This is a genomic window from Microbacterium sp. NPDC090225 (assembly GCF_044772365.1).
Taxonomy (GTDB): Bacteria; Actinomycetota; Actinomycetes; order Actinomycetales; family Microbacteriaceae; genus Microbacterium.
In genome coordinates this window covers 1036084-1048818 of sequence record NZ_JBIVYS010000001.1, presented here as the reverse complement: position 1 = coordinate 1048818, position 12735 = coordinate 1036084, and the positions used below count along the sequence as shown (strand labels likewise).

The 12735-nt window shown below is 67.8% G+C and carries 10 protein-coding genes; 9 read left to right on the top strand and 1 reads right to left on the bottom strand.

The features are described 5' to 3' along the window. The first annotated feature begins 130 nt into the window (after positions 1–130). The 5 genes from ACIQTT_RS05115 (at position 131) to ACIQTT_RS05095 (ending at position 5968) form a co-directional block, all read left to right on the top strand. Positions 131–1768, top strand: a complete 1638-nt coding sequence (locus ACIQTT_RS05115; RefSeq protein ID WP_402786913.1) for an ABC transporter substrate-binding protein — start codon at positions 131–133, stop codon at positions 1766–1768. 103 nt (positions 1769–1871) lie between these two features. Continuing rightward, a complete protein-coding gene (locus ACIQTT_RS05110) occupies positions 1872–2798 on the top strand; it encodes an ABC transporter permease (RefSeq protein WP_402786910.1) in 927 nt (308 codons plus the stop codon). Beyond that, entirely contained in the window at positions 2791–3732 is a 942-nt protein-coding gene (locus tag ACIQTT_RS05105; RefSeq protein ID WP_402786907.1) for an ABC transporter permease, read from the top strand. Before ACIQTT_RS05110 ends, ACIQTT_RS05105 begins: the two co-directional genes overlap by 8 nt. Continuing rightward, a complete protein-coding gene (locus tag ACIQTT_RS05100; RefSeq protein ID WP_402786905.1) occupies positions 3729–5408 on the top strand; it encodes a dipeptide ABC transporter ATP-binding protein in 1680 nt (559 codons plus the stop codon). Before ACIQTT_RS05105 ends, ACIQTT_RS05100 begins: the two co-directional genes overlap by 4 nt. Further along, entirely contained in the window at positions 5405–5968 is a 564-nt protein-coding gene (locus ACIQTT_RS05095) for a PH domain-containing protein (protein WP_402786902.1), read from the top strand. Before ACIQTT_RS05100 ends, ACIQTT_RS05095 begins: the two co-directional genes overlap by 4 nt. Positions 5969–6002: 34 nt before the next feature. On the opposite strand, the gene ACIQTT_RS05090 is transcribed toward ACIQTT_RS05095, so the two are convergent. After that, entirely contained in the window at positions 6003–6809 is an 807-nt protein-coding gene (locus ACIQTT_RS05090; RefSeq protein WP_402786899.1) for a CPBP family intramembrane glutamic endopeptidase, read from the bottom strand. Positions 6810–6912: 103 nt separating this feature from the next. Here ACIQTT_RS05090 and typA point away from each other — a divergent pair, with 103 nt between their 5' ends. The 4 genes from typA (at position 6913) to ACIQTT_RS05070 (ending at position 12732) form a co-directional block, all read left to right on the top strand. Then, positions 6913–8826, top strand: a complete 1914-nt coding sequence (typA, locus tag ACIQTT_RS05085; protein ID WP_402786896.1) for a translational GTPase TypA — start codon at positions 6913–6915, stop codon at positions 8824–8826. A gap of 236 nt (positions 8827–9062) precedes the next feature. Next, the gene (locus ACIQTT_RS05080; RefSeq protein ID WP_402786893.1) at positions 9063–9959 is read left to right on the top strand and encodes a phospholipase; all 897 of its coding nucleotides are present in this window, start codon (positions 9063–9065) and stop codon (positions 9957–9959) included. Positions 9960–10066: 107 nt separating this feature from the next. Then, a complete protein-coding gene (gene glsA / locus ACIQTT_RS05075) occupies positions 10067–11098 on the top strand; it encodes a glutaminase A (RefSeq protein WP_402786890.1) in 1032 nt (343 codons plus the stop codon). Then, a complete protein-coding gene (locus ACIQTT_RS05070) occupies positions 11095–12732 on the top strand; it encodes an MFS transporter (protein WP_402786887.1) in 1638 nt (545 codons plus the stop codon). The genes glsA and ACIQTT_RS05070 overlap by 4 nt, the downstream gene beginning before the upstream one ends. Positions 12733–12735: the final 3 nt, after the last annotated feature.

Here is a 12735-nt window from a genome sequence, read left to right as displayed (position 1 = left end):
GATGGTCACCACTCAGTAACGGTTGATTAGCCGGGCGCGTCGGGCGCCGGATGCCGAGATACTCTGAAATATCCCTACGTGCTCGACGATGAGCGCGCAGTCAGAAGTACACGTCCTAGGAGGACACATAGTGAAGCGCAACAAGATCGCCCTTGCGGGCACCGCGCTGTTCGCGATCGGCGCCCTGGCGCTCGCGGGCTGCGCGAGCGGTGGTGGAAACGACTCCGACGGCGGCAGCGCCGCGGGCGAGGCGAACCCGGACGCCATCATCACCACGAACGGCTCCGAGCCGGAGAACCCGCTGATCCCGACCAACACCAACGAGGTCGGCGGCGGAAAGATCCTCGACGAGATCTTCGCAGGGCTCATCTACTACGACGCCGACGGCGAGCCCGTCAACGACGTCGCCGAGGAGATCACGACCGAGGATCCGCAGCACCTCACGGTCAAGATCAAGGAAGGCCTCACCTTCACCGACGGTGAAGAGGTCACCGCCGACAACTTCATCAAGGCGTGGAACGAGGGCGCGAAGCTCTCCAACGGCCACCTGTCGAGCTACTTCTTCGAGGACATCGAGGGCTTCAGCTACGACGAGGACTCCGAGCTCACGGGCCTGGAGCAGGTCGACGACTACACCTTCACCATCGCGCTGAACAAGCCGGCCTCCGACTTCGCTCTGCGTCTCGGCTACTCGGCGTTCTACCCGCTCCCGGACGTGGCCTTCGAGGACATGGACGCGTTCGGTCAGAACCCGATCGGCAACGGCCCGTACAAGATCGACGGCGACGACGCGTGGCAGCACGACGTGCAGATCGACCTCGTCCGCAACGACGACTACGACGGCGGCCGCAAGGCAGCCAACGGTGGCCTGACGATCAAGTTCTACGCGACGCAGGAAGCGGCGTACGCCGACCTGCTCTCGAACGAGGTCGACGTCATCGACGCGATCCCGACGAACTCGCTGGCCGTCTTCACCGACGAGCTCGGCGACCGCGCCGTGAACCAGCCCTCGGCCGTGTTCCAGTCGTTCACCATCGGTCAGTTCCTCCCGCACTTCTCGGGCGAAGAGGGCAAGCTGCGTCGTCAGGCGCTGTCGATGGCGATCAACCGCGAAGAGATCACCGAGACCATCTTCTCGGGCTCGCGCACCCCGGCCGCCGACTTCACCTCGCCGGTCATCGCCGGCTGGTCGGACTCGGTCCCCGGTAGCGAGGTTCTCGACTTCAACCCGGAGAAGGCGAAGGAGCTGTGGGCCGAGGCCGACGCCATCGCCCCCTGGGAGGGTGACTTCAAGATCGCGTACAACGCCGACGGTGGGCACGACGCCTGGGTCGACGCGGTGAGCAACCAGATCAAGAACAACCTCGGCATCAGCGCCTCGGGCGACCCGTACCCCACCTTCCAGGACCTTCGCACGAAGATCAACGACCGCACCATCACCACGGCTGCGCGTTCGGGCTGGCAGGCGGACTACCCGGGTCTGTACAACTTCCTCGGACCGCTCTACGCCACGGGCGCCGGTTCCAACGACGGTGACTACTCGAACCCCGCGTTCGACGAGCTCATCTCGGCCGGTATCAGCAACCCCGACTCCGACGCGCAGATCGAGGACTTCACCAAGGCTCAGGAGGTCCTGTTCCAGGACCTGCCCGCCATCCCGCTGTGGTACTCCAACGTGACCGGTGGATTCAGCGAGAACGTCGACAACGTCACGTTCGGCTGGAACTCCGTCCCGCTGTACTACGAGATCACGAAGGCCGGCGAGTAAGATCTAACGGCACTTCACCTGTGAGGCGGTGACGATTTTCGTCACCGCCTCACAGGCTTGTGTTCGCACGGTTTTCTTACTCCCCCTTCAGAAGGGACAGCGGATGCTCGGTTACATCCTGAGACGTCTCCTGCAGGTGATCCCGGTCTTCTTCGGGGCCACCCTGCTCATCTACTTCCTCGTGTTCGCCATGCCCGGCGACCCGATCCTCGCCCTGTTCGGCGACAAGACCCCCAACCCGGCGGTCGTCGAGCAGCTGCGCGAGCAGTACCACCTGAACGACCCGTTCATCGTGCAGTACTGGTACTACATCACCGGTGTGTTCCAGGGTGACCTCGGCAACACGTTCTCGGGCCGTCCGGTCTCCGACGTGCTCGCCGCGACCCTCCCGGTCACCGGCCGTCTCGCCGTCATGGCGATCGGCATCGAGTTCACTCTCGCGATCATCATCGGCACCGTCTCGGCGCTGCGCAAGGGCAAGATCTTCGACAACGTGTCGCTCATGGTCGCGCTCGTCGCGATCGCGATCCCGATCTTCGTCGTCGCCTTCCTCGCGCAGTACTTCCTCGCGATCAAGCTGGGGTGGTTCAAACCGACGGTCGGCGCCGACAACGACTGGGGTGGTCTCTGGCTCCCCGCCATCGTCCTCGGCTTCAGCCTCTATGCCGTGAGCATGCGCCTGATGCGAAGCTCCGTCATCGAGACCCTCAACCAGGATTGGGTGCGCACCGCCTACAGCAAGGGCCTCTCGCGCAGTCGTGTGATCCCCGTGCACGTGCTGCGCAACTCGCTGATCCCCGTGATCACGAACTCCGCCACCAACTTCGGCGTGCTGCTCGTCGGCGCGACCGTCACCGAGGGCATCTTCAACGTGCCCGGTGTCGGAAACACCCTGTTCCAGGCCATCCAGCGCGGTGAGGGGCCGACCGTGGTCTCGTTCGTCACGGTGTTCGTCATCCTGTACGTCCTGGTGAACCTGCTCATCGACCTGCTCTACGGTCTGCTCGACCCGAGGATCCGCTATGCCTGACCCCACGACCCAGAAGCACTACGTCGCTCCGGTCGAGACCGAGTCGATCGCGGTCGACGCGGTCCGTATCTCCGAGAAGCCCAGCAACCTGTGGCGCGACGCCTGGAGCGACCTGCGCCGTCGTCCGCTGTTCTGGTTCTCCGTCGTCCTCGGACTCGTGTTCCTGCTGATGGCGGTGTGGCCGACGCTGTTCACCGCCACCCCACCTGACTCCTGCGATCTGGCGAACAGCAACGGCGGCCCGGCTGCCGGGCACCCGCTCGGCTTCACGTTCCAGGGCTGCGACATCTACGCCCGCATCGCCTGGGGTGCGCAGACGTCTCTCGCGGTCGGACTCATCGCCACTCTGATCTCGTCGTTCCTTGGCCTGATCATGGGCGCACTCGCCGGTTTCTACGGCGGGTGGCTCGACGGTCTGCTGTCGCGCATCGGTGACATCTTCTTCGCGATCCCGTACATCCTCGCGGCCGTCGTCGTCATGACGGTGTTCCGCGACTCGCGTTCGGTCTGGACACTGGCCCTCGCGATCGGCGGGTTCGCCTGGGCCTCCACGGCCCGCGTCGTGCGCGCAGAAGTGCTGCGCGTGCGTCAGGCGGACTTCGTCATGGCCTCGCAGGCGCTCGGCCAGTCGAAGTTCAAGATTCTGCTGAACCACGTCATTCCGAATGCGATCGCGCCGCTGCTCGTCGTCTCGACCCTCGGCCTCGCGGCGGCGATCGTGGCCGAGGCCACGCTGTCGTTCCTCGGTGTGGGCTTGGGCAGCGACGTGATGTCGTGGGGTAACGACATCAGTGATGCCCAGGCGTCGCTCCGTGTCGCCCCGATGGCGCTCATCTATCCGTCGATCGCGCTGACCCTCGCGGTGCTCGCGTTCGTGACCCTGGGTGAGCTCATCCGAGACGCCCTCGACCCGAAGGCGAGGGCACGCCGATGAGCGAGCGCATCACCGATCAGGCGCCCCTGCTGAGCATCCGCGACCTCAAGGTCGCCTTCCGCACCCAGGAGGGTCTGCGCGAGGTGCTCCACGGCATCAGCTTCGACGTCTTCCCGGGCGAGACCGTCGCGATCGTGGGGGAGTCGGGCTCCGGCAAGTCCACGACCGCCACGGCGATCGTCAACCTGCTGCCGGGCACCGGCACGGTGACGGGCGGATCGATCACCCTCGAGGGGCGGGAACTCACGACGCTGAGCCGTACGGCCATCGAGAGCGTGCGCGGCCGCGACATCGGCTTCGTGCCGCAGGACCCGATGTCGAACCTGAACCCGGTGTGGAGCATCGGCTTCCAGGTGAAGGAGGCCATCCGCGCCAACGGCATCGCCCAGGGGCGTCAGGCCGTCAAGGCCCGTGCGATCGAGGTGCTGCAGCAGGCCGGTCTCGCCGACGCCGAGCGTCGACTGCACCAGTTCCCGCACCAGTTCTCGGGTGGCATGCGCCAGCGCGCGCTGATCGGGATCGGCCTCGCAGCCGACCCGAAGCTCCTGATCGCCGACGAGCCGACCTCGGCCCTCGACGTGACGGTGCAGCGCGTGATCCTCGATCACATGGCCTCGCTGACGCGTGACAAGGGCACCTCGGTGCTCCTCATCACGCACGACCTCGGCCTCGCGGCCGAGCGCGCCGACAAGATCATCGTGATGAACGGTGGCAATATCGTCGAGGCGGGGCCCAGCCGGCAGATCCTCGAGGACCCGCAGCACCCGTACACGAAGCGCCTCGTCGCGGCGGCGCCCAGCGTCGCCTCGCAGCGCATCCAGGCGGTCGTGGAGGACAGGGGGATCGAGACCCTCGAGGACCTCTCGGCCCTCCCGCCGACGGTGCGCGTGGCCGGACTCACGAAGGACTACAAGATCCGTCAGGGCGGCTTCCGCAGCGAGGCCTTCCGTGCGGTCGACGACGTGTCGTTCGAGATCCCCAAGGGCAAGACGCTGGCTCTGGTCGGCGAGTCCGGCTCGGGCAAGTCCACCGTCGCGAAGATGGTGCTCAAGCTCGAGGAGCCCACCGCGGGAACCATCGAGATCGACGGGCAGGACGTGTCGAAGCTGTCGAACGCGCAGGCGTTCGGTCTGCGCCGCCGCATGCAGCCCGTCTTCCAGGACCCGTACGGCTCGCTCGACCCGCTGCGCAACATCGGCAATACCATCGCCGAGCCGCTGCAGATCCACGGTGTCGGCGACCGCGCCTCGCACCGCGAGCGCGTGGAGGAGCTGCTCGACCAGGTCGCCCTTCCGCGGGCCCTGGCGACGCGCTACCCGAACGAGCTCTCCGGTGGTCAGCGTCAGCGCGTCGCGATCGCCCGCGCTCTCGCGCTCAAGCCCGACATCATCGTGCTCGACGAGGCCGTCTCGGCCCTCGACGTGCTCGTGCAGGACCAGGTGCTCCAGCTCCTGGCCGAACTGCAGTCGGAGCTCGGCCTGACCTACCTGTTCATCACCCACGACCTCGCGGTCGTGCGCGTGTCGAGCGACCTGGTGTGCGTCATGGAGAAGGGCCGGATCGTCGAGCAGGGCACCGTCGACGAGATCTTCGCCAACCCGCAGGAGGAGTACACGGATCGTCTGCTCCAGGCGATCCCCGGTGCGTCCATCCCGCTCGGCGGAAGCGGCGCGTGACCGCTGCCGATAAGCCCGAGGACGCGCGGATCTTCCGCGCGTCCTCGGGCACGGCCGTGCTCGTGACCTCGGGAGCGCTCGCTCTCTTCCTGCTCGGCGACACGGTCGTGCGCGGCAGCTGGACGCAGATGCTCCTGGTGGCACCCTGGGTGCTGCTCGGGATGTGGGTCGTCTACGAGCTCAGCTTCGTGTCGATGGTGCGCATCGACGGCCGAGGCGTCGTCGTGCAGAACATGCTCCGCCGCACCTCCTTCGGCTGGGCCCGCGTCCGCGACGTGGACTTCCGCTGGCAGCTGGAGTTCTCCCTCGACGACGACTCGCGCGTCAGCGCCTACGGCGGACCCGCCCGCGCGCGTCCCTCTCGTCGTGGTGCGGCCGAGGGTGAAGTATCCAAGGCCCCGGCGGGCATCCGTGATCTCACCGAGATCCGTGACCGCTGGGATGCGGCGAACGGGGCGGATGCTCCGATCCGCCGTGAGTGGGACGCACGTGCTCTCCTCGCCCTCGGTGCCATCGTGCTCTGGGCGATCGGTGCCGTGCTGATCGCGAACGCCGGCTGAGCGCGAGTTCGCGCCGGCCAGAGCCCTCGGGCGGTCAGCCCGGGAGGCCGAACAGCGTCGGCCACGTCGCCGCCGCCCACGGGTAGCCGACGAACACCGTCGCGTCGATGAGGAAGTGCGCGACGAGGAACGGCAGTAGGCGTCCGGTGCGCAGGAACAGCCAGCCGAACAGCAGCCCCATCGCGAGGTTGCCGATGAAGGCTCCCGGTCCCTGATACAGGTGGTAAGACGCCCGCAGCACCGAGGTGGCGATGATGATGGTCCACGGAGACCAGCCCAGCTGCTTGAGTCGGGCGAACAGGTAGCCGAGCACGACGAACTCCTCCTGCAGCGATGCTCGCGCGGCTGCCAGCAGCAGGATGGGGATCGTCCACCAGTGGGTGTCGAGTCCGCCCGGGTTCACCGCGACGAACAGGCCCAGTGCCCGGCCGGCGACGTACAGGCCGAGGCCCGGGATGCCGATGGCCAGCACGAGGAGTGCGCCGCGGCCGATGTCGCCGCCGACGCGGGTGCCGTCGAGGCCGAGACGGGCGAGGTGCGGTCGACGGCGCTGCCAGAGCAGGAAGCAGACGAGCAGCACCGGCACCAGCGAGAATCCGATCGAGAGCACCTGGTAGATCAGGTCGAACACCTCGCGGTCGCTGCGCGAGGGGTTCAGCGTCGCGGTCTGGTCGGCGAGGGGGGTGTCGTCGGTGAGCCGGTAGGCGAGCTGGACGATCGCGTAGATCGCCGACTGGCCGAGACCGAGGGCGAGCACGATCGCGATCTCCCACCACAGCCGCGGCGCGGACGGTGCCGCCGTAGGGTTCCAGAGCGGTCGGTCTGCCTGTTCGTGCCTCACTTTTCCGATGGTACGGCCTCCGTTCAGCCGGGGGTCCTGCGCGTGCGTTATCCTGGAACGTCGGTTTCCCGACTCCTCCCACTCCTCTTCTTAGGATTCCTGCATGGCTCACGCCCTCCGCTCTGACCTCCGCAACGTCGCCATCGTCGCTCACGTCGACCACGGCAAGACCACTCTTGTCGACGCGATGCTCCGCCAGACCGGCTCGTTCGGCGAGCACTCGCACGTCGAAGAGCGTGCGATGGACTCGAACGATCTCGAGCGCGAGAAGGGCATCACGATCCTCGCCAAGAACACGGCGATCACCTACAAGGGCAAGCACGCCGACGGCAAGGAGATCACGATCAACGTGATCGACACCCCCGGCCACGCCGACTTCGGTGGTGAGGTCGAGCGCGGTCTGTCGATGGTCGACGGCGTCGTGCTGCTCGTCGACGCGAGCGAGGGCCCGCTCCCGCAGACCCGCTTCGTGCTGCGCAAGGCGCTCGAGGCCAAGCTCCCCGTCATCCTGCTGGTCAACAAGACCGACCGTCCCGACGCCCGCATCGCGGAGGTCGAGGAGGAGGCCCACGACCTGCTGCTGGGCCTGGCGTCCGACCTCGTCGACGATGTGCCCGACCTCGACGTCGACGCCCTGCTCGACGTGCCGGTGGTCTACGCGTCCGGTCGTGCCGGCGCGGCGTCGCAGAACCGTCCCGCCGACGGCTCCCTGCCCGACAACGACGACCTCGAGCCGCTGTTCGAGGCGATCCTCGAGCACGTCCCCGCTCCGGCCTACGACGATGAGGCGCCGCTGCAGGCCTGGGTCACGAACCTCGACTCCAGCCCCTTCCTCGGCCGCCTCGCGCTGCTGCGCGTGTTCAACGGCACGCTGCAGAAGGGCCAGACGGTCGCCTGGGTGCGCTCCGACGGCACCACCAGCAACGCCCGCATCACCGAACTGCTCAAGACCCGTGCGCTCGAGCGGTACCCGGCCGAGTCCGCCGGCCCCGGAGACATCGTCGCGATCGCGGGCTTCGAGAACATCACGATCGGCGAGACGATCGCCGACCCCGAAGACGTGCGCCCGCTCCCGGCGATCACGGTCGACGACCCCGCCATCTCGATGACGATCGGCACCAACACCTCGCCGCTGATGGGCAAGGTCAAGGGCCACAAGCTCACGGCGCGCATGGTCAAGGACCGTCTCGACAAGGAGCTCATCGGTAACGTCTCGCTCAAGGTCGTCGACATCGGACGCCCGGATGCCTGGGAGGTCCAGGGCCGCGGTGAGCTCGCCCTCGCGATCCTCGTCGAGAACATGCGTCGCGAAGGCTTCGAGCTCACGGTCGGCAAGCCGCAGGTGGTCACGAAGAAGATCGACGGCAAGACCTACGAGCCCTTCGAGCACCTCACGATCGACACGCCGGAGGAGCACCTCGGCGCGATCACCCAGCTCCTCGCGAACCGCAAGGGCCGCATGGACAACATGACCAACCACGGCACCGGCTGGGTGCGCATGGAGTTCATCGTCCCGTCGCGCGGTCTGATCGGCTTCCGCAGCGAGTTCCTCACCACGACCCGCGGCACCGGCATCGCGAACGCGATCTCGCACGGCTACGAGCCGTGGGCCGGCGCGATCACCACGCGTCAGAACGGCTCGATCGTCGCCGACCGCCAGGGTGTCGTCACCCCGTTCGCGATGATCGCCCTGCAGGAGCGCATGTCGTTCTTCGTGCAGCCGACCGCCGAGGTCTACGAGGGCATGGTCATCGGCGAGAACTCGCGCGCCGACGACATGGACGTCAACATCACCAAGGAGAAGAAGCTCACCAACATGCGTGCGGCCAGCTCCGACTCCTTCGAGTCGATGACGCCGCCGCGTCAGCTCACGCTCGAGGAGAGCCTCGAGTTCGCGCGTGACGACGAATGCGTCGAGGTCACGCCCGAGTCCGTGCGTATCCGCAAGGTGAACCTCGATGCGAACACGCGTGCGCGCGAGACCGCTCGTCTCAAGCGTCAGGACGCCAACGCCTGATTCCGATCAGGACGCCGAGTCTTCGGCATCCGAAAAGGGCCCTGGGGCCGCAGAAATGCGACCACAGGGCCCTTTTCTCATGAAAAGCCCAGGTGAGACCTATATTCCTTCCAGCCTCCACGGAGGGTTCGTCCAGAAAGATGACACAGAATCGATGACTTGCGTCCGATGAGTCGGCTCCCGATGAGCCGCCCTGTCCGCAGGTCCGGGCGCTCGACGACCCGAAAGTCGATTCTTTGCTTCACCTTCAGAACACCCGTGCTTCCCGGCGCGCCCTCGAGGCCGCCACCGCCCACTCGGCCGTCCGTTCGCGCCGTCCGTTGCTGCTCCTCGGCACCGCCGTCGGCGCGATGCTCGGCATCACGCTGACCGCCGGACTCGTCGCGGGCCCGGCTGCCGGCGCCACCCACACCGTCGACGCATCGCCCTCGGCGACCACGGGCAACACGCCCGTCGAGGCGTCGGATGACGTCGCCGCGACCGCGACCGCGGCGACCGACGCCATCGACGCGGCCGATGCGCTCTCCGCCGAGATCGACGCCGCCGGCTTCGACCTGAGCGGAGTCGTCCCCGCCGTCGAGACCGCGCAGTTGCAGAGCAACGTCGACTCTCTCGACGGTCGCAAGGTCGTTCCGGCCGTCGAGCTCACGCTCACGACGGTCATCGCCCAGCAGAACACCGAGAAGGTGATCTCCCAGACCGCCGCACTCCAGTCGGCTTTCACCGCCGCGCAGGAGAAGAAGGCGGCGGACGAAGCGGCCGCCGCTGCCGCCGCACAGGCGCAAGCAGAGGCCGAGGCGGCTGCCGCCGCCCTCGCCTCGTCGAACACGGCCGAGGGTGCCAAGGCGACCGCGCGCGTCATGGCGGCCGACCAGTACGGCTGGGGCGACGACCAGTTCTCCTGCCTGAGCTCGCTGTGGCAGAAGGAGTCGAGCTGGAACTACCAGGCCTACAACCCGAGCGGCGCGACCGGCATCCCGCAGGCGCTCCCCGGCAGCAAGATGGCGTCGGCCGGCAGCGACTGGCAGACCAACGCCGCGACGCAGATCGCCTGGGGCCTGGGCTACATCTCCTCGGTCTACGGCACCCCGTGCAGCGCCTGGGGACACTCGCAGGCGATGAACTGGTACTGATCCCGCAGGCACCACCGAACGCCCCCGGCAGACCTCTTCTGCCGGGGGCGTTCGAGCGCTATCGTGGCGATCGACGGCTGGGGCGTCGTCGAACGCGAGGAGAGCCCGTGGACACGGCCGGATGGGACGACGTCCCGCAGCAGGTCTCGACCGGGGCATTGCCCGGGTGGGGAGACGTCGAGCGGCTGGTGGGCGACGCGCACGCACGCTTCGCCGAGGATTCGGACGGCACCGTCGCCGACTACATCCCCGTGCTCGCCGAGGTAGACCCCGAACTCTTCGGACTCGCCGTCATCGAGGTGGGCGGGGGAGTGCACGACGCGGGCGACGCGCAGCATCCGTTCTCGATCCAATCGATCTCGAAGATGTTCGTCTACGCCCTCGCGATCCAGGAGCACGGGCACGAGCGCGTCCGTGAGATCGTCGGCGTCAACAACACGGGCCTGCCCTTCAACTCGGTGATGGCGCTCGAGCTGAACGCCGGGCATCCGATGAATCCCATGGTCAACGCCGGCGCGATCGCGACCACCGCGCTCATGCCGGGTGAGACTTCCGCCGAGCAGTGGGAGCGCGTCCGCGACGGGCTGTCGGCGTTCGCCGGGCGAGCGCTTGGGCTCGACGGCGTCGTCTACGCCTCCGAGGCGCGCACGAACGACCGCAACCGGGCGCTCGGACGCCTTCTCACCAGTTACGGGCGCCTCGAGGGCGACCCCGACGAGGTCGTCGACGTCTACACCCGTCAGTGCGCTCTCGCCGTGACCGCGCACGACCTGGCGGTGATGGGCGCGACGCTGGCCGACGGCGGCGTCAACCCGATCACAGGGCAGCGCGTGGTCTCCGCGGGGGTGTGCCGTGACACGCTCGCCGTGGTCGCCTCCAGCGGCCTGTACGAGCGCTCGGGTGAGTGGCTTTTCGAGATCGGGCTTCCGGCCAAGTCCGGTGTCTCCGGAGGCATCGTCGCCGTCGCCCCCGGCAAGGGTGCCGTCGCGGGCTTCTCACCGCGTCTCGACGGCGCCGGCAACTCCGTCCGCTCGCAGCGCGCGATCGGCTACCTCTCCCGGGCCCTCGGGCTCAACCTGTTCGCGTCCGCCCCTGCCGCTGCACCCTCCGCTGTACTCGCCCCCGAGGAGTCCCGATGACCGAGTCCGTGCCGCAGACGGCATCCGTCGCCGTGAAGTCGTCATGGCTCCCCATGATCAGCCTGTTCATGGCGCAGGTGCTCATGTCGTTCAACGTCGCGGCCCTCCCCATCTCGCTCGGCGGAATGGTGAGCGAGTTCGGCGTGCCGCCCACCGTCGCGAGCACCACCATCGTCATGTACGGACTCGCCGTCGCTGCGCTCGTGATGACCGGTGCGAAGCTCGGCCAGCGCGTCGGGTGGGTGCTGATCTTCCGCGTCGTGATCGCGCTGTTCGCGGCGTCGTCGGTTCTCATGCTGATCGCGCCGAGCATCGGGTGGGCGATCGCGGGGCAGGCGGTGGCGGGAGCCGCGGCCGCGATCATCGTGCCCTCGATCGTCGCGCTCATCGCCGAGAACTACCGCGGCGCGCAGCAGGCGACGGCCATCGGAGCGATCGGTTCGGCGCGGGCGATCTCGGGCGTCACCGCCTTCCTCATCGGCGGCACGCTGGGCACGCTCGTCGGCTGGCGTCCGATGTTCTTCATCGTGCTCGGAATCGCCGTGCTCGTCTTCGCCTTCAGCTTCACGCTGCGCGGCGACCGCGGCGACCCCGGCATCCGCATCGATCTCGTCGCCTCGTTCCTCATCGGCGCGGCGATCGTGCTCCTCACCCTCGGCTTCAACAACCTCAACGGCTGGGGTGCGATCGAGGCGACCGAAGCCGCACCGTTCGACATCCTCGGTCTCTCCCCGGCGCCGCTCTTCATCGTGGCCGGCATCGTGCTGGGCCAGGCGTTCTTCCTGTGGACGCGTCGGCGGATCGCCGAGGGGCGCGTGCCACTGATCGATCTCAGCATCCTCCGCTCGTCGAAGGAGCGCGCGGCGGTGTACGCCATGTTCATCGTGGTCGCGCTCGAGGCATGCGTGAACTTCACGATCCCGCTGTACATCCAGATCGTGCAGGGCCGTACGCCCTTCGACACCTCGATCGCGATGATGCCGTTCAACCTCACCGTGTTCATCACGGCGACCCTCGTGGTGCGGTTCTACAAGCGGTACCCGCCGCGCGTGATCGGGGTGTTCGGGTTCCTGCTCACGACCGGTGCCCTCGTGTGGCTCTCGTACGTCGTGAACAACAACTGGGAGACGCTGCCGACCATTCTCGGGCTCGTGGTCTTCGGCATCGGGCAGGGTGCCCTCGTGACCCTCGTCTTCAACGTGCTCGTCACCTCGGCGCCGTCGTCGCTCGCCGGTGACGTGGGATCGCTGCGCGGGACGACCCAGAACCTCGCGTCGGCGGTGGGAACGGCGGTCGCCGGTGCGCTGCTCGTCTCCCTGCTGGGCCTCAGCGTCGGGCGTGCGGTCGTCGAGCACCCGGAGCTGCCGCCCGCGCTCGTCGCGCAGGTCGATCTCGACAGCGTGAACTTCGTGAGCAACGACGACCTGCGGGTGGTGCTCGAGCGCACCGATGCGACGCCCGCCCAGGTCGACGCCGCCGTGGCCGTCAACGAGGAATCCCGCCTGTCGACACTGCGATTGGGTCTGCTCGTGCTCGCCGGGATCAGCGCTCTGGCGATCCTCCCGGCCTCGCGCCTCCCGCGCTACAAGCCGGAGGAGATCCCGGATCCGTCGCCCGTGGCCGCGTCGGACTGAGCC